The 16514-nt window shown below is 61.6% G+C and carries 20 protein-coding genes; 8 read left to right on the top strand and 12 right to left on the bottom strand.

The annotated features are described in order from the left end of the window. Positions 1 to 155: 155 nt before the first annotated feature. Both QZ498_RS16005 and QZ498_RS16000 read right to left on the bottom strand, forming a co-directional pair. Positions 156 to 503, bottom strand: a complete 348-nt coding sequence (locus tag QZ498_RS16005; protein ID WP_294624045.1) for an antibiotic biosynthesis monooxygenase — start codon at positions 501 to 503, stop codon at positions 156 to 158. A 4-nt stretch (positions 504 to 507) separates the two neighbouring features. Further along, positions 508 to 1818, bottom strand: coding sequence for an HlyC/CorC family transporter (locus QZ498_RS16000; protein WP_294624043.1), 1311 nt, complete (start codon positions 1816 to 1818; stop codon positions 508 to 510). Positions 1819 to 1888: 70 nt separating this feature from the next. Here QZ498_RS16000 and QZ498_RS15995 point away from each other — a divergent pair, with 70 nt between their 5' ends. Next, on the top strand, positions 1889 to 2707 hold the full coding sequence (locus QZ498_RS15995) for a metallophosphoesterase family protein (RefSeq protein ID WP_294624041.1): 819 nt from the start codon (positions 1889 to 1891) through the stop codon (positions 2705 to 2707). Here the strand turns inward: QZ498_RS15995 and QZ498_RS15990 are convergent. Genes QZ498_RS15990 through QZ498_RS15980 form a run of 3 tightly spaced genes read right to left on the bottom strand, consistent with a single transcriptional unit; the run spans position 2644 to position 5277 of the window. After that, positions 2644 to 3612 (bottom strand): site-specific tyrosine recombinase XerD, encoded by a 969-nt coding sequence (locus QZ498_RS15990; protein ID WP_294624040.1) that lies wholly within the window; start codon positions 3610 to 3612, stop codon positions 2644 to 2646. The genes QZ498_RS15995 and QZ498_RS15990 overlap by 64 nt on opposite strands. Then, positions 3609 to 5141 (bottom strand): hypothetical protein, encoded by a 1533-nt coding sequence (locus QZ498_RS15985; RefSeq protein ID WP_294624038.1) that lies wholly within the window; start codon positions 5139 to 5141, stop codon positions 3609 to 3611. Before QZ498_RS15985 ends, QZ498_RS15990 begins: the two co-directional genes overlap by 4 nt. Next, entirely contained in the window at positions 5128 to 5277 is a 150-nt protein-coding gene (locus QZ498_RS15980; protein WP_294624036.1) for a hypothetical protein, read from the bottom strand. Before QZ498_RS15980 ends, QZ498_RS15985 begins: the two co-directional genes overlap by 14 nt. Before the next feature lie 110 nt (positions 5278 to 5387). Here QZ498_RS15980 and QZ498_RS15975 point away from each other — a divergent pair, with 110 nt between their 5' ends. The 4 genes from QZ498_RS15975 to QZ498_RS15960 all read left to right on the top strand — a co-directional run bounded on the left by QZ498_RS15975 (position 5388) and on the right by QZ498_RS15960 (position 8608). Then, positions 5388 to 5948, top strand: a complete 561-nt coding sequence (locus QZ498_RS15975; RefSeq protein ID WP_294624034.1) for a shikimate kinase — start codon at positions 5388 to 5390, stop codon at positions 5946 to 5948. After that, entirely contained in the window at positions 5945 to 7060 is a 1116-nt protein-coding gene (aroB, locus tag QZ498_RS15970; protein ID WP_294624032.1) for a 3-dehydroquinate synthase, read from the top strand. The genes QZ498_RS15975 and aroB overlap by 4 nt, the downstream gene beginning before the upstream one ends. A 300-nt stretch (positions 7061 to 7360) precedes the next feature. Then, positions 7361 to 7597 (top strand): hypothetical protein, encoded by a 237-nt coding sequence (locus QZ498_RS15965; protein WP_294624030.1) that lies wholly within the window; start codon positions 7361 to 7363, stop codon positions 7595 to 7597. Positions 7598 to 7837: 240 nt separating this feature from the next. Then, complete coding sequence (locus QZ498_RS15960) at positions 7838 to 8608, top strand: hypothetical protein (protein ID WP_294624028.1); 771 nt, start codon at positions 7838 to 7840, stop codon at positions 8606 to 8608. A 260-nt stretch (positions 8609 to 8868) separates the two neighbouring features. On the opposite strand, the gene QZ498_RS15955 is transcribed toward QZ498_RS15960, so the two are convergent. The 7 genes from QZ498_RS15955 to tyrS all read right to left on the bottom strand — a co-directional run bounded on the left by QZ498_RS15955 (position 8869) and on the right by tyrS (position 13948). Continuing rightward, positions 8869 to 9753 carry a hypothetical protein gene (locus tag QZ498_RS15955; protein ID WP_294624026.1) on the bottom strand — a complete coding sequence of 295 codons (885 nt, stop codon included), beginning with the start codon at positions 9751 to 9753 and terminating at the stop codon, positions 8869 to 8871. A 137-nt stretch (positions 9754 to 9890) separates the two neighbouring features. Continuing rightward, the gene (arsH, locus tag QZ498_RS15950; protein ID WP_294624024.1) at positions 9891 to 10607 is read right to left on the bottom strand and encodes an arsenical resistance protein ArsH; all 717 of its coding nucleotides are present in this window, start codon (positions 10605 to 10607) and stop codon (positions 9891 to 9893) included. Continuing rightward, on the bottom strand, positions 10600 to 11022 hold the full coding sequence (gene arsC, locus QZ498_RS15945) for an arsenate reductase (glutaredoxin) (RefSeq protein ID WP_294624022.1): 423 nt from the start codon (positions 11020 to 11022) through the stop codon (positions 10600 to 10602). The genes arsH and arsC overlap by 8 nt, the downstream gene beginning before the upstream one ends. Positions 11023 to 11026: 4 nt before the next feature. Further along, positions 11027 to 11713, bottom strand: coding sequence for an MIP/aquaporin family protein (locus QZ498_RS15940; RefSeq protein ID WP_294624020.1), 687 nt, complete (start codon positions 11711 to 11713; stop codon positions 11027 to 11029). Continuing rightward, on the bottom strand, positions 11710 to 12201 hold the full coding sequence (locus QZ498_RS15935) for an arsenate reductase ArsC (RefSeq protein ID WP_294624018.1): 492 nt from the start codon (positions 12199 to 12201) through the stop codon (positions 11710 to 11712). The genes QZ498_RS15940 and QZ498_RS15935 overlap by 4 nt, the downstream gene beginning before the upstream one ends. Positions 12202 to 12213: 12 nt before the next feature. Continuing rightward, on the bottom strand, positions 12214 to 12546 hold the full coding sequence (locus QZ498_RS15930; RefSeq protein ID WP_294624016.1) for a helix-turn-helix transcriptional regulator: 333 nt from the start codon (positions 12544 to 12546) through the stop codon (positions 12214 to 12216). 148 nt (positions 12547 to 12694) lie between these two features. Continuing rightward, entirely contained in the window at positions 12695 to 13948 is a 1254-nt protein-coding gene (gene tyrS, locus QZ498_RS15925) for a tyrosine--tRNA ligase (protein WP_294624014.1), read from the bottom strand. Between the two features lie 63 nt (positions 13949 to 14011). On the opposite strand from tyrS, the gene QZ498_RS15920 reads away from it, so the two are divergent. The 3 genes from QZ498_RS15920 to QZ498_RS15910 all read left to right on the top strand — a co-directional run. Beyond that, positions 14012 to 15115, top strand: a complete 1104-nt coding sequence (locus tag QZ498_RS15920) for an anhydro-N-acetylmuramic acid kinase (RefSeq protein ID WP_294624012.1) — start codon at positions 14012 to 14014, stop codon at positions 15113 to 15115. A 14-nt stretch (positions 15116 to 15129) separates the two neighbouring features. Continuing rightward, positions 15130 to 15882, top strand: a complete 753-nt coding sequence (locus tag QZ498_RS15915; RefSeq protein WP_294624010.1) for an Asp/Glu racemase — start codon at positions 15130 to 15132, stop codon at positions 15880 to 15882. Next, on the top strand, positions 15879 to 16514 hold a 636-nt coding region (locus tag QZ498_RS15910; protein WP_294624008.1), incomplete at its 3' end, for an aminotransferase class V-fold PLP-dependent enzyme. The genes QZ498_RS15915 and QZ498_RS15910, both read left to right, overlap by 4 nt.

The raw sequence follows: 16514 nt of genomic DNA, 5'->3' as shown, positions 1-16514 counted from the left end.
AGGTCGGGCGATGCCCGGACTGCGCCGGGCGGTTGCGCTCGACGGCAATCCTTTCGCGATCCTCGGGCGGCAGCTTCCTCCCGCATAGCCCTCATCGGACCACTTTGGACGAGATATTTGATCATCACCTGCTACACGGCGTCCTATGGCATTCTCTAAAGCAGACTGCGCCCCTCGGGGCCGGAATAGGCACGTTCGACGCGGGCTACCCGCAATTCGTAGTGGCTGTACCAGCGCTCGATGCCTTGTTTCTGGGCCACGAGGTGCTTGGCCTCGGCCTTCCATCTGCCGATGCTTTCTTCGCTGTCCCAGTAGGAGACCGTGATACCGAAGCGCGCGGCATCACGGGCGGTTTCTGCCCCAAGGCAGCCGGGTTGCGCCATGGCCAGATCGAACATCGCCTCGCCCATCTCGTCATAGCCTGCGTCATCCTCGCAAAGCTGGTTGGTGAAGATGACCGCGTAATAGGGTGGTTCGGGCGTTTTCGAGAAGCGGTTGTTCATGCGGTCACAGTTTGCGGATCTTGAGTCTGGTGATCCGGTTGTCGGCTTTCTCGATCACCTCGAAGCGGAAGCCGTGGAAATTGAACACCTGGCTTGTGTCGGGGATCATCTGCGCCTCGTGGATGACCAGACCGGCAATGGTGTTGGCCTCTTCGTCCGGCAGGTTCCAGTCGGTGGCGCGGTTGAGATCGCGGATGGTCATGGCCCCGTCGACGAGAAACTGGTTGTCGTCGCTGCGGCGAATGGGGTGATCGGCGTCGGGGTCGAACTCATCGGTGATTTCGCCGACGATCTCTTCGAGGATATCCTCAAGCGTGATCAGCCCTTGCAGGGTGCCGTATTCATCGACCACCAGCGCGAAATGGCTACGCATGCGCAGGAATTGGCGCATCTGGTCGTCCAGCGTGGTGGTTTCGGGTACGAAATAGGGTTTCATCGCGACATCCGAGATGTCGAAATCGGCAAGCGCCTCGGCGCTGACCGCATCGCCGCCCATGACCAGCTTGTGCATGGCGCGCAGCAGGTCCTTGGCGTGAACGACGCCGATGATGTTGTCGGGGTCGTCGCGGTAGACGGGCAGGCGCGTGTGATTGGATTGCAGGCATTGGTCGAGGATGGCCTGCGGGTCATCCTCGGCATTGATCATCTCGATCTGGCTGCGGTGAAGCATGATTTCCTCCACAGCGCGTTCGCCCAGATCGAGCGCGCCAAGGATGCGGTCACGGTCTTCTTTTTCGACCACGCCTTCGGAGTGGCCGAGGTACAGCGCGCCCGCGATTTCCTCGCGTACGGCGAGGATGTGGCTATCGGGGTCGGTTTGTACGCCGAAGACGCGCAACACGCCGCGCACCAGCCAGCGCACGGTGCTGACCACGGGCGAGAAAACCCGCACCACAAGCCCGATCACCGGGGCCACGCGCGAGGCGGCGGGTTCGGCATTGGTGATGGCGTAGGTTTTCGGCAGCACCTCGGCGAAAATCAGGACCAGAAGGGTCATCACGAGGGTCGCGAGAGCAACACCGGATTCGCCGAAAAGCCGGGTGAACATAGCCGTGGCCAGTGAGGTGGCAAGGATGTTGACAAGGTTGTTGCCAAGCAGGACCGAGCCGATGAGGCGTTCATTGTCCTCGGTGATTTCAAGCGCACGGTTGGCGCCCTTGTCGCCCTTGTCGGCGCGGGCGCGCAGTTTCCCGCGCGAGGCCGCCGTCAGGGCGGTTTCGCTGCCCGAGAAAAAGCCCGAAAGCACCAAAAGCGCGAGAATGGCCCCGGCGGTGACCCAAAAGGCGAAATCAAGTGTTGGTGATGCGGCTTCCATGCGGTCAGACGTCCTTTTATGCAGGTGTCTTATGCGGTGCGTGATGCGCAGGTTCAAGGGATAGGTTGCGATGCATGTGATGGATTTGGGACAGCGTGCGGGGGCGGTTCTGCTGTTTGGTGGACCATATTCCAACCTCGCGGCGACGCATGCGGTGCTGCGTTGCGCCGAGCGAGGTGGCATCGCCCAGGATCATGTGATCTGCACCGGGGACGTGGTGGCCTATTGTGCCGAGGCCGCGCAAACGGTGGAAACGGTGCGGCGGGCGGGCTGTGCCGTGGTGGCGGGCAATTGCGAAAAGCAATTGGCGGCGCGGGCGGTAGACTGCGGCTGTGGCTTCGACGCAGGCAGCGCCTGTGACCTGCTGTCGGCGGGCTGGTATGCCCATGCGGATGCGCAGATTGGGCCAGAAGAGCGCGCTTGGATGGGCGGTTTGCCGGATGTGGTGGTGTTTGAACAGGCCGGCAGGCGCGTGGCGGTGATCCATGGTGGTGTGACGAACGTGAGCCGGTTTATCTGGCCAACCTCGCCCGAGGCGGTGTTTGCCGAGGAAGTGGAGACGTTGCGCGACCTCCTTGGCCCGGTTGAGATGGTCATCGCCGGGCATTGCGGCCTTGCCTTTCAACGTGACGTGGCCGGGGTGCTTTGGGTCAACGCCGGGGTTGTGGGGATGCCGCCGAATGACGGGCGGGCAGAGACACGCTTTGCCACTCTGGAAGATGGTGTGCCCGTCATCCACGAATTGTCGTATGATCATGGATCGGCCTTCAAGACGATGCAGGAAGCGGGCCTGACACAGGGCTATGACGCGGGGCTTGTGAGCGGTTACTGGCCGTCCGAGGATGTGTTGCCGCCCGAGTTGCGGCGGGTGGATTTGGCCAGTGGGTGATGCTCCTGCACCAGATCGCGCAGGCGGTCTTCCAGAACGTGGGTATAAATCTCGGTGGTGCCGACATCGGCGTGACCCAGAAGGGTTTGGATTGCCCGCAGGTCGGCCCCATTGGCCAGGAGATGCGTGGCGAAGGCATGGCGCAGGGTGTGCGGCGTGACCTTGGCAGGCGATACCCCGCCCGCTACGGCGAGCTCCTTGATAAGCATGTAAAAGCGGTGCCGCGTCAGGTGCCCGGCCTTGCCGCGTGAGGGGAAAAGGAAGGGTGAGGTGGCTTTGCCGTCTTGGCGGGCCAAGTCTTCAGCCGCGTCGCGGGCCTTGAGCCATTCGGTGAGGGCCGCGCGGGCGGGCGGCGAGAGCGGCACCATGCGTTCCTTGCCGCCCTTGCCCTTGATGAGCAGCAGGTTGGGGTCGCCGCGCGCCGCCGCAACGGGCAGGCCCACCAGTTCCGACACCCGCATGCCGGTGGCATAGAGCAGTTCCATCAGGCAGGTGTTGCGCAGCCGGTCGGTCTCGCGCCCATGGGTGCGTGCGGCCGATAGCAGGCGGTCGACCTCCTGCTCGCTCAGGGTTTTGGGGAGGGTCCTGTCGCGGCCCGGCCCCTTGATGCGTATGGCAGGGTTATCCTCGCGCAGGCCTTCGTCGAAGGTGAAACGGTAAAGCTGCTTGATGGCCGAGAGCCGCCTTGCACGGGTGGATTTGGCCAAGCCCTGAGCATCGCAATGGACAAGGTAGGATTCAATATCCTGTTGCGAGGCAACGGCCAGCGTGGCCCGCTGGTTTCCAAGCCAATCGGTGAAATCACCAAGATCGCGGGCGTAGGCAGCCAAGGTGTTCTGTGCCGCACCCAGTTCGGCGGCATGGGCATCGAGAAAAGCCGAAAGCCAGTGCCTGTCACTGCTCATGGTTCACCGTAGAGAAGCAAGCGTTGCAGGGCGGCGCGGCGCGCGGTGTCTTCCAACCCCACGGCCCGCAGGGTCGAGAGTGCGGCGGTCAGGTCGTCGGTGTCGGTAGAGCCGGCCCGGTCGAGCCGGGTGACTGCGGCGAGGATCGCCTCGCCCAGCTTGCCAGCCTCCAGTAGTCGGGTGTCGCGTGGCGCGGGCGCGGTGTTGGAAAAGGCTTTTGCGATGGCCTGCTGTTGCGGTGTCTTGGCCTGATCCGGCGAAGGGGTGCCTTGGGCCAGCCCGGCATGGAAGGCCAGCGGGCTTTGCGCGTCGATGTTTTGGGCCGCGGCTTCATAGGAGGGGGAGAGCAACGCGACTTGCAGCGCCTGTTGACGGGCGGTGCCGGTGAGTTCGACCTTGGAGAGCGCCTCGCCGAACATCTCGGCAAAGACCACGGCCAGCCCTTGATCGCGCATCTCGGACCAGACAGGCGGCAGCCTGCGCGCAATGTCCTTGGGGTCTTCGCGGGTCAGGGCGCGATCGAAGGCCTGTAACGCCTCGACCCTGTCCCAAACGCCGCCAGAGGCGGCGGGCTTTCTGTTGGTGTATAGTCCAAGAAGACGATTGGCGGGCAGGGCGCCGGTGCGCGCCAGCCGTTCGGCGGCCTCAAGCTCGGCCTTCCAGCCGGAGGTGCCGCGCAGGTCGGCCACTGCAAAGGCGCGCGGCAGGTTGCGAGTGGGCAGAGGGCGGCCCACGGCCTCAAAGAGGCGGAACGTCAATGGGGTCATGTTGCCGGGCGGTGCGAGGCTCGGGGCGTCATCCATGAGTTCGGGGTCCAAAAACTGCGCAAGAAGCGCGATTTGCACCGGTGGTAGCAGATCAAGCGCTTGGGCGGTCTCAAAGGTCAGCGCCGCCGTGTTCCAATCACCTGCACGGGCCATGCAGAAGATGCGCGCGGCGTAATCGGAACTGAGCCGGGGATCTTGCGCGAGGGCGCGGCAGGGGGCATCTTCGGCGCCGTCGAGCAGGGCCAGATCGAGCCACTGGTCGAAGACCTCGCGGCGCACCGGGCCGGCGCGCTCGAGAAGCGCGCGTGCGGGGGCCACGGCGCCGTATTTTCTCAAGGCTTCGATCCGCGCCTTGAGCACCGGCGCGCCTTTGCCGGTATCGTTGGGGGGATCGGCCTCGGCAAGCACAAGCGTGTAATACAGTGCTTGTGAAGCTGGCAGGGGCCTGTCGGGCAGGCGGTTGAGGCGGGTGATTATGCGACTGGCGCGGCTTTCCTGCCAAAGCGTTGGCGGCAGGCCGGTCGTCGATTGCGGCAAGAGGCCAACGGCGTCAGGAATCGCATTGTCGAGCGGCATCACGTCGACGTCGGGGACGTCGACCCCATCGCTGACCGGTGGTTCATCCGGCATGGCGATGCGGGGTTTGGCGACTGTCACTGCTGTCTGCGAATTGAGCCAGTCAATCGCGGACAATGGTTCGTCCTGCGCGCTTGCGGGCAGTGCGGCAAGTGCCATGAAAAGAGCGGGTTTATTCAGTCTCAAGTATGATGTCCTGACGAATCTCTTCCGTAGGCGGGGCAAAATCGGCTCCGAAGAAGGGGCCGAGATAGGCAAAGCCCACGAGTGCAATGAATCCTAGAACCGCAAGATAGATCAGCCATTTGATTAGTCGCAACATTGTTTGCCTGCCCGTTTTCCTTTTGCTTGATAGTGGTTATAGCTGGCCTTTGACGCAAGATCACGTCATTCAGAAAAACAGACTGAAAAATTGGCAGGGGAGCGCCGAAGGTGTCAGACGCCGGGCCTTGGAAACTGAAGAAAACCGTGGTGCTGGTAGGAATGATGGGCGCCGGGAAAACCGCCGTTGGGCGGGCGCTGGCGGCGAAACTGCATGTGCCCTTTCTGGATTCGGACGCAGAGATCGTGACCGCGGCGGCGATGAGTATAGCCGAGATATTCGAACGGGATGGCGAGGCTTTCTTTCGTGACCGTGAAACGCAGGTGATCGACCGGCTTCTGGAGGAGGAACGCGGAATTCTGTCGACCGGTGGCGGCGCGTTCATGGCCGAGCGGAACCGCAGGCTGATGTCGGAAAAGGGCGTTTCTGTCTGGCTGAAGGCTGATTTGGGCCTGTTGTGGAATCGCGTAAAACACAAGGATACCAGACCTTTACTGCGTACTCCTAATCCTTATGAGACCCTGCGTGAGCTGTACGAGGTGCGCGCACCGATTTATAGCCAAGCCGATTTGGCGGTAGAGGCCCGAGCCGAATATTCGATTGACGACATGGCGGAGAAAGTTTTGCAGGTCTTGACCACGCGACCTGATGTTTTGGAGGCAGTGACATGATGGAAACGGTGCATGTGCCGCTCAAGGGTCGGGAGTATGACATCCATATCGGTCCCGGTTTGCTGGAGCAGTCGGGTGCCTTGGTCGGTCCTTTGCTATCGCGGCCCCGGGTGGCTATTGTGGCCGATGAACACGTTGCCGAAATACATTTAAAAACGCTTCTCAAGGGTTTGGAAACGCAAGGTATTTCCGCTGTTTCTATGACCCTTCCGCCTGGCGAAGGCACCAAAAGCTGGCCGCATTTCGAACGAGTCGTCGAGTGGCTTCTGGCGCAGAAAGTCGAACGCAACGACGTGGTCGTGGCCTTGGGTGGCGGCGTGATCGGTGACCTTGTCGGCTTTGCCGCCGCAGTCTTGCGGCGGGGGGTGCGCTTTGTGCAGGTGCCCACAAGCCTTTTGGCGCAGGTGGATAGCTCGGTTGGTGGTAAGACCGGGATCAATGCGCCGCAGGGAAAAAACCTGATCGGGGCGTTCCACCAACCCAGCATGGTTTTGGCCGATACAGAGGTTTTGGGGACCCTGACCGAGCGGGACTATCTGGCCGGATACGGTGAGGTCGTGAAGTACGGACTCTTGGGAGATAGACAATTCTTTCAATGGCTTGAAGAGAATGCTTCACGTGCCGCGGGTGGCGATATGGAGGCGCGGATCGCGGCTGTAAAACGCTCGGTCGAGATGAAGGCCGAGATCGTGGTGCGCGATGAAACTGAACAGGGTGACAGGGCGCTTTTGAATTTGGGTCATACATTCTGCCATGCCTTGGAGGCAGCGACGGGGTATTCGGACCGGCTTCTGCATGGCGAGGGGGTGGCCATTGGTTGTGCCTTGGCCTTTGAGCTGTCATCGCGGATGGGGCTGTGCTCCCAAGAAGACCCAAGCCGGGTGCGCGCGCATTTGCGTGACATGAAGATGAAGGTTGATCTATCTGATATTGAGGGAGAATTGCCTGATGCCGATACTCTTCTTGACCTGATGGGACAGGACAAGAAAGTGGTCGATGGCAAGCTGCGGTTCATCCTTGCGCGCGGCATTGGCGAGGCCTTCGTGACCTCGGATGTGGACCCCGATATGGTGCGCGATTTGCTGCGAGAGGCATTGGACGCGCGCGGCTGAGCGATTTTCGTACGGGTCGTACGTTTAGCCCGCAGATTTCGTACGAAATTTCAGGGTCCGAGATGTGATGTCGTACGAGTCGTACGGAAATTCTGGGATCTCTGTACAGTTTGTACAGAGCAAGCGCTGACTGTCCACCGGACGCTTGCGCAAAACCTTGTTAACGCCTTTGTGCGAGATCATGGGCAGACGCGAAATTTACAGGAGGTATGCAGCATCTTTGGCGCTTCGGCGTGGATGACCCTATGACCGGGATGGCAGAGGCGATAGGGTGGTAGGACGATCTGACGGGGAAGGCCGATGATCAGAGCGACCATATGCTTGGTGCTACTTGCGCTGTCCGGCGTCTTTGGGTGGCTATACTACGTGCAATATTTTCGGTGGCGCGATTGTTTCAATGCCTTGGGCCGGTGCTTTGATGACGCGGCGGGTGTCGTCTATCTGGAGCAGTCCGGCGCGATCTGGGCGTCTTTGGCGGGGATGACCTTGGTGGCGGCGCTGTATCAGGCGTGGCGGTTGCGGGGAGCGAAAGGGTAACCCTTGGTCCCAGGCGGGCCGCAAAAAGGCGACGGCTGACGGTTTCCGGCAAGATCATGGATAAATGCCAGCGTGTTGTTGGTCACGGTCATCCGACAGCGGCCTTTCGCGTTGAGCGCAGCGAAGGACGGGTTTGAGCCCAAAGTCCCGGATGCTGCATCTTGAAAGAATGTCCGCTTCTTAATCGCTGCAACTTGTTGTAGGCTTTTTGCGGAAGAAGTATGGAAACGAGTGGCAGTCATGGATGACCCTCTGAAAATAGGTTCAAAGACCAGTACTGGCCAAATTGTCAAAGAGGTGCTTGGCCAATCTAAGACAGCAGCTGTCTACATAACGGACGATAATAATCTTAGATGGTCGTACTTTGGTGATGGCGGAGATATCCCAGACTATAAGAAACCTTCGGTAAGCGAGTTTGATAGCTTGATGCAGCTAATCAGGACTTACGTGCCGAAACGGCAGAAAGAAGATCATTTCAAACTTCTCGGGAAGTCATTGTTTCAAGCTCTCAATTCAACTGAGAACCTGTCTTCACCCGTTCACTTTCATGCGGTAGCCGCTTCCATCGAGGAGCTATCACAGCAAAGCGCTCGCTTTTCGTACGTAACTTATTGTTTTTTGGCCCTGGGCATCATTGTGTCAATCGGGCTCCTTCTTGATTGGGGCCTCTCCTTCTCCGGTGAATGGGCAGTGGGGACATGGTGTGGTTTGATGGGTGCTGCTGGCGCTGCAATTTCGGTTGCTCACCGGATTACGGGCTTAAAAATCAATTGGAAGTCTCAACCCAAGATGCTCGTGGCAGAAGGGTTCGCGCGCGTACTAGTTGGACTCTTTTTTGGCATCATTTTCTATATGATGTCCGTGAGCGATCTCGTATTGGGAATGCTAAAAGAAAACACTCTTGCGCTTCTAGTATTTGCCACAATTGCCGGGTTTAGTGAGCGTTTTATTCCTGAACTCATGGAGAAACTGGAAGCGAGAGCAGGAGAAAGCGCTGGATCACAACCCTGACTTCTGGCCATGGCCTGAGTGGCAAGATCAGTTAGTTCGCGAAATCGGACAAGCAATTATCAGTAAAAACGGTAGCAAAGTCCGCTTTTTGCCAGTTCGTGACCTGCGCCGCGAGAGTCGGCAATCGCGAATGCGGCTCCGATTTTGTTGCGTGCATTTCGGGGCTGACAGAGAGCTTGCCCTGGCTGCCGTTTTTCAACGCGAGCGCCACAGTCTGCGTTGCGGGTTTGTGCGTCGAACCAATCACGCAGTATGGCGACTTAGGACACCGCTTTGAGATAAGGCTTGGTCGTGGGCGCGTGGAGGGCATCGCGTGCCCAGCCGGGGAGCATCACGGGGTCCGCCGGGTTGCTTGATTGACGCAATATCTGGTCACGCAGGCGTTTTATGCGCTTGGGATTGCGCGAGGTATCGCCAAAGGACACATGCCGCAGGGCTTCGACCTGTGCCGCGTCAAGGTCGGGCACATGGGCGGGGCGGACGGGCTGAATATATTTTGCATCAAGACCGATGTCGCGCATGAACGTGCTGATGAATGTATCGGCGCCAAGTTTGATCCGCTCGTATTGCCGTGAGATGACGCGAAATCCCGGTCGCAACCCTTCGATCCGTGTTTTGAGCGTGTCGAAATCCAGCGAGGCCAAATCCAGCGATTGGCAGAATGTGTCGATGTCGACATTGCTCCAGCCTTCGCGGATCATCTCGCTGTAGAGACTGGCGAGATAGGTTTCAGGCGTGCGGGAATAGAGCAGGAGGCGGACATCCTCGGGCGGGCGATCCACGGTGAGCATGTGCAGGCATTGTTCGGCCCGCGGATAAAACCCCGGATGGCTCATGCCATTTGCAAGGGCTTCGTGCATGGCGGGGCCAAGGCTTTCGGTGTTGGATTGCAGAACGATGCGCGCGCCCGCCTGCTTTGCCGCCTTGGCGATCCGGCGGTTGAGGCGCCGGGGCAGGCCCGGGGGCTCTGCGTCAGGCGCGTGCATCTCGCGGATGATGTTACGCTGTCGCTTGATCGCCCAAGGGAGTTCCGCGTTGACGTAAAAGACACCCTGCGCGCGGAGCTCATCGAGATTTTCGACAAGGTTGCGCTGTAGTAGCGATGACGCCGTCCTGTGGGCGCCGAGATGATATATGTACTGCATAGCCTGCCTGGCGATTTGTTTTTATGGGGGCAGACTACAATATAAAAGCCTTTCCAGCAACCCGCCCACTAGGTTTGGTGCGGTCGCGGGCCGGGCAAAGGGCAATCCAGGAATGACTGTACCGGTGCGTGAGCCGGTCAGGTTGCCTTGGGCATGTTCACGCGTTTCGACAATGCCTCGACGCTTTCGACCCGTTCGGAGTAGCGGTCGGTGAGGTAGGTGGATTGGCCGCGTGTCAGGAGGGTGAATTTCACCAGTTCTTCCATCACGTCGACAACGCGGTTGTAATAGGGGCCGGGTTTCATGCGGCCTGCGCTGTCGAATTCATCCCATGCCTTGGGGACCGAGGATTGGTTGGGGATGGTGAGCATCCGCATCCAGCGGCCCAAGATTCGCATTTGGTTGACGGCGTTGAAACTTTGCGACCCGCCGCAGACCTGGGCGATGGCCAGCGTTTTGCCTTGGGTCGGGCGGATGCCGCCGATCGGGGCCAGCGGGATCCAGTCCACTTGCGTTTTCATGATGCCGGTCATGGCCCCGTGGCGTTCGGGGCTGACCCAGACCATGCCTTCGGACCACATCACCAGTTCGCGCAACTCGGCCACCTTGGGGTGGTCGGCTTGCGCATCGTCGGGCAGGGGCAGGCCCGAGGGGTTGAAGGTTTTCGTGTCGGCTCCAAGCCGTGTGAGGATGCCGGCGGCTTCCTCGCTGAGCAGGCGGGAGAAGGACCGCTCTCGCAGGCTACCGTAGAGGAGCAGGATGCGCGGCGCATGTGTGGGCCGCGTGGCCGGGAAGAGTTGCTCTTCGTCGATTTGCTGGAATTGGCTGTCGTCGATATTGGGGGTGTCAGGCAAGGGGCTGTCCAGTCTCGTCAAGGATCATTTGGCCGTCTTCTTTGTAAAGCGGGCCTTTTGGCGCTGTCTCTAGCAGGTCGAGCACGGTTTCAGAAGGGCGGCAGAGGCGCACGCCCTTGGCGGTGCAGACGATGGGCCGATTGACCAGCACCGGGTGGTCCAGCATGGCGTCGAGCAGGACCTCGTCGGATATGGCCGGGTCGAGCAGGCCCAGTTCCTCGGCGGGGGATTTGGTGGTTCTCAAAGCCGCGCGTGGGGTGAGGTTTGCGGCCGCGAAGAGCGCCAGAAGCTGTGGCCGGGTCCAGCCGGTTTCTAGGTAGTCGATGACCGTTGGCTCGGCCCCGCTGGTGCGGATGATGGCCAGCACGTTGCGGGACGTCCCGCAGGCGGGGTTGTGGTGAATGACGATGCTCATGGGGTCACTCCGCGGGGGTTGTCTCGGCCTCGTACCGGGCGCGCAGGAGCCAGCCGAAGAGCAGCACGGCGATCACCGAGCCCACCCCTTGGGCAAGGATGAAGCCCGGAAGGTCCATGGGCCGGATGCCAGAGAAGGTATCGGTAAAGGCCCGCCCGATGGCGACGGCGGGGTTGGCGAAGGAGGTGGAGGCGGTGAACCAGTAGGCCGCCGTGATGTAGAGGCCGACGAGCCAAGGGATCGCCGGTTCGCGGAAGCGAAGGCCGGCGAGGATGGTGCCGACCAGACCGAAGGTGGCGACGACCTCCGCAAACCATTGCGGGCCGCCGGTGCGCACGGTTTGCGAGACCTGCAAAAGGCTTTGATCGAACATGCCGTGGGCCATGATCGTGCCGATGACGCCACCCGCGATTTGGGCGCCGGTATAGGCGGCGGCCTGTTGCGGGCTGATTTCGCGGCGCAGGGCGAAGGCCAGTGTGACCGCCGGGTTGAAATGCGCGCCCGAGATAGGGCCCAGCAGGGTGATGAGCACCACGAGGATCGCCCCGGTGGGCAGGGTGTTGCCCAGAAGCGCGAGGGCCACGTCATCGGTCAGGGTTTCGGCCATGATGCCGGAGCCCACGACGGTGCAGACCAGAAGGGCGGTGCCAAGGGCTTCGGCGGTCAGGCGGCGGGGCAGGTCGAAGGTCATGCCGGGGCCTCTGTATCCTGGCCGATATCGTCGAGCTTGGTTTTCAGCGCGAGTGTGTCGAGTGTTTCGAGCGGCAGGGCGGCAAACACCTGGATGCGGCGCAGGAGGGCGCGGTAGGTTTCCGCGAAGGCGGCGGCGATTTCGGCCTCGGTGCCGGTGACGGCAGCCGGGTCGGGCAGGCCCCAGTGGGCGCTCATGGGTTGGCCGGGCCAGACCGGGCAGACCTCACCGGCGGCGTTGTCGCAGACGGTGAAGATGAAATCCATTTGCGGCGCGTCGGGGGCGGCGAATTCATCCCAGCTTTTGGAGCGCATTTCGGAGGTGTCGTGCCCGAGGTTTTGCAAAAGGTTGATGGCGTAGGGATTGGGTTCGCCTTGCGGCTGGGAGCCGGCGGAGAAGCCCTTGAAGCCGGGCTGGGCCGACATGATCGCCTCGGCGAGGATGGAGCGGGCGGAGTTGCCGGTGCAGAGGAAGAGGACGTTTTTCATCTGGAATGCCTTTCAGCAGGAGCAGGTGAGGGTATCGAGAAGCGGTTCGCAAGCCTCGGGGGTACCGCCGCAGCAGTCTTCCATCAGGAAGGCCAGCAACCCGCGCAGGGCGGGCATATGCGCGCGGTAGAGGATCGAGCGGCCTTGGCGGGTGGAGGTGATGAGGCCCGCGTTGGCAAGGATCGAGAGATTGGCGGACATGGTGTTTTGCCGCTGGCCCAATTGCGTTGCGATTTGTCCGGCGGGCAGGCCTTCGGGGCCGGCCTTGATCAGCAGGCGGAAGGCATCGAGGCGCGCGGGTTGTGACAGGGCCGCGAAGGCGGTGAGGGCGTCTGACTTATCCATATATCATGGATTATGGATATATGGGCCGGGTCGCAAGTGAAGCTTTTGTGACAGTCTGTGCCGAAGTCTTTAAAAGACTTCGGTCCGATTTCTTTTGAAGAAATCGGGGGCGGGTGGAAGGTGCGCAGTGACTGCGCACCCTACGGGGCTAGTCGGCCAGTTTGACCAGCGCGTGGCGTTTTTTGCCTGCCGAGAGTTTGACAGGCGAGGCGAGCGCGCCCGCGTCGAGCATCATACCCGCATCGGTCAGCGGGGCGTCGTCGATCTTGGCGCCGTTCTCGGAAATCAGGCGCTTGGCCTCTTTGCCGGATTTGGCCAACCCCGATTTGACGATCAACTGCACGATCGAGATGCCATCTCCCAGATCGGCGGGCGAGAGTTCAAGCGTGGGCAGGTCATCGCCAACGCCTCCCTTCTCGAAGACTTCGCGGGCCGTGGCCTCGGCAGCGGCGGCGGCCTCGGCCCCGTGCAACAGGGTCGTGACCTCATTGGCCAGCACGATCTTGGCCTCGTTGATCTCGGAGCCTTCGAGCGCGCCCAGACGCTCGCATTCCTCGATGTCCAACTCGGTATAGAGTTTGAGGAAGCGGCCAACGTCGGCATCCATGGTGTTGCGCCAGAACTGCCAGAATTCATAAGGCGCGCACATATCGGCATTGAGCCAGATCGCGCCATCGGCCGATTTGCCCATCTTGCGGCCATCGGCGGTGGTCAGCAAAGGCGAGGTGAGGCCATAAACCTCATGCCCGATCACCCGGCGGGTGAGGTCGATCCCATTGACGATATTGCCCCATTGATCCGAGCCGCCCATCTGCAAAGCGCAGCCGTAGCGGCGGTTCAGCTCTAGGAAGTCATAGGCTTGCAGGATCATGTAATTGAATTCGAGGAAGGACAGGGATTGTTCCCGGTCCAGCCGCGATTTCACCGACTCGAACGACAGCATCCGGTTGACCGAGAAATAGCGCCCGATGTCGCGCAGGAATTCGATGTATTTCAACCCGTCCAGCCATTCGGCGTTGTTGACCATCAGCGCGCCCGTGGCGCTGTTTTCATAGCTGACGTAGGAGGCAAAGACCCGCTGAATCCCGTCGATATTGGCCTGAATCGCGGCCTCGTCCAGAAGCGGGCGTTCATCGGCGCGGAAGCTGGGATCGCCCACCTTGGTGGTGCCGCCCCCCATCAGGGTGATCGGGCGGTGGCCGGTCTTTTGCAGCCAGCGCAGCATCATGATTTGGATGAGCGAGCCGACGTGCAGCGATTTCGCCGTCGCGTCGAAGCCGATATACCCCGGAACGACCCCTTCCATCATCGCCTCGTCAAGGCCCTGCAGGTCGGTGCAGTCGGCCATGAAGCCGCGCTCTTGCATGATGCGCAGGAATTCGGACTTGGGGTGGTAGGTCATATGGCTTGTCCCGCTGTTGATTGCGCGGCATGTATAGGCAGGGATCGGGCGAAGGAAAAGGCCATGTTGAAGGGTGATAGCATTCGGGCGCTTGGCGCAATGTCAGGGACCTCGCTGGACGGGGTCGACGCGGCCGTGATCGAAACCGATGGGGCGCGGGTTTTCGGCTTTGGCGAAAGCCACTATCGGCCCTATTCCGATCATGAGCGTGCGGTATTGCGGGCCGCCTTGGGTAAATGGCCCGGAGAAGGGTGTGCTGCGGCGCTGGAGGTGGTGCAGCGGGCGCATCTTGACGCCCTGAGCGGTTTCGGGGGCGTGGAGCTTGTCGGGTTTCATGGTCAGACGCTGGCGCATGAGCCGCGCGGGCGCGGCACGCATCAATTGGGCGATGGCGAGGCCTTGGCCCAAGAACTTGGCCTGCCGGTGGTCTGGGATTTTCGCAGTGCCGATGTGAGCTTGGGCGGCGAGGGCGCGCCGCTGGCCCCGTTTTACCATTTCGCCTGTGCGCAATGGATGGGCGCCGAGGCCCCGATGGTATTTCTCAACCTTGGTGGCGTGGGCAATGTGACATGGCTGGACCCGCGCAAACCCGCGCCTGAAGAGGCAGGCGCGCTTTTGGCTTTTGACACCGGCCCGGCCAATGCGCCGATCAATGATCTGATGCAGCTCCGGCGGGGCCGTGCCTTTGATGAGGGGGGCGCGCTTGGCCTTGAGGGGGTTGCGGATGCCGCTGTGGTCGAGGATTTCCTGTCGCACGGCTATTTCTACCGGATGCCGCCAAAATCGCTGGATCGGGATGATTTCAAGGGCATTCCGGACATGGTGACGGAGCTTGACGATGCCGATGCGGTGGCGACATTGGTCGAGATATGCGCAGCCAGCGTGGCGCGTGGGATGGAGCATTGCCCGGAACCTCCCGCGCGAATTCTGGTCACGGGGGGCGGGCGCAGGAACCCCGCGCTGATGGCCCGGCTTGCCGCGCATCTGCCCTGTGATGTCGCCCCTGTCGAGGAGGCGGGCCTTGACGGCGATATGCTGGAAGCGCAGGCTTTCGGCTTTCTTGCGGTGCGCGTGGCGCGGGGCCTGCCCACCTCCTGCCCCGGAACGACCGGTGTGGCGGGGGCGGTGGCCGGTGGCACCGTTAGCCGCCCCGAGCGTGCCGCATGAGCGGGAGGATGACCATGGACTATGAGACCGATGAGGGCGCGGGCGGCGGGTGCCGCCTTGGGCTGATCGTTCTGAGCACCGATGAGACCTTGGAATTCGAGGCCCGGCAGGTTCTGGGGAACCGGCCCGTGAACCTTTTGCATGCGCGCATTCCGGCGCAGGCGCATGTGACGCCTGAGGATTTGGAAATGATGGCGGGTGAGATGACCGGCACGGCGGCCCGACTGCCTGATGGGTTGCGCGCGGTGGCCTATGCCTGCACCTCGGGGGCGACGGTGATTGGCCCGGGCCGGGTTCAGGACTTGGTGCAAAAGGCGCATGCCGGCGTGCCGGTGACCAACCCGATGTCCTCGGTCATTGCCGGGCTAGGAGCACTGGGGGTTACGCGGATCGCGCTGGTCACGCCCTATGTCCCCGAGGTGACCGCGCCGATGATCGCCTATCTGGCCCAGCATGGCATCGAGGTAGTCAGCGAAGTGAGCTTTGGACAAAGTGAGGATTGGACGGTGGCGCGAATTTCCGAGGCCTCGACCCGTGCGGCAATGCTAAAGGCGGGCCGTGCAGAAGGCGTTGAGGCGGTTTTTGCCAGTTGTACCAACCTGCGGACCTTTGGCGTGATCGGCGCGGTGGAGGCGGAATTGGGCCTGCCGGTGGTGAGTTCCAACCAGGCGCTCTTGTGGCACTTGCTAACCCTGGGTGGGATCGAGGCACAGGGCTGGGGGCCGGGGCGGCTGTTTGCAGGGCAGGTGACGGGGGTATTGGCGTGACGACATGGAAACCGGCCACCGTGGCGGCGCAGGCGGCAGGCGCTGTTGAGCCCGAGACCGGCGGCGTGGTGCCGGGGGTCTCGGTCGCCTCGACCTATGGGCGCGGGGCGGATTACGCGCTGCTGCGGCCCGACAATATCTATGGCCGGGACGACAACGATACGGTGCGGCAGGCCGAGGCGGTGATTTGCGCTCTGGAAGGTGCTGCGGCGACACGGCTTTTCCCTTCGGGGATGGCGGCGATTGCGGCGCTTTTTCGCACGGTGCCGAATGGTGGCCGGATCGTCATGCAATCGGGCATCTACTGGGGCACGGTGAAATGGGCGCGGGAGTTTTGCGCGCGGCGCGGCATTGCCTTGGAGGAGGTGGAGGCCGCCGATCCCGACCTGCTGTCGCAGGCTTTGGGCACCAAGGCTGATTTGGTCTGGATCGAGGTGCCCTCGAACCCTTGGCTGAAACTGGTGGATATCGCGCAGGCGGCAGAGCTTGCCCATGCGGCGGGCGCGCTTTTGGCGGTGGATGCCACGGCGGCCACGCCGGTTCTGATGCGCCCTTTGAACATGGGGGCCGATCTGGTGATGCATTCGGCCACCAAGGGGCTGAACGGCCATTCCGATGTGGTGGCCGGTGTT

Origin of the sequence: uncultured Roseovarius sp. (genome assembly GCF_913057115.1) — a bacterium.
In the GTDB taxonomy this organism is placed as follows: Bacteria; Pseudomonadota; Alphaproteobacteria; order Rhodobacterales; family Rhodobacteraceae; genus Roseovarius.
Note: the sequence above shows the minus strand (reverse complement) of the source record. Positions and strands in the feature narration are given on the sequence as shown.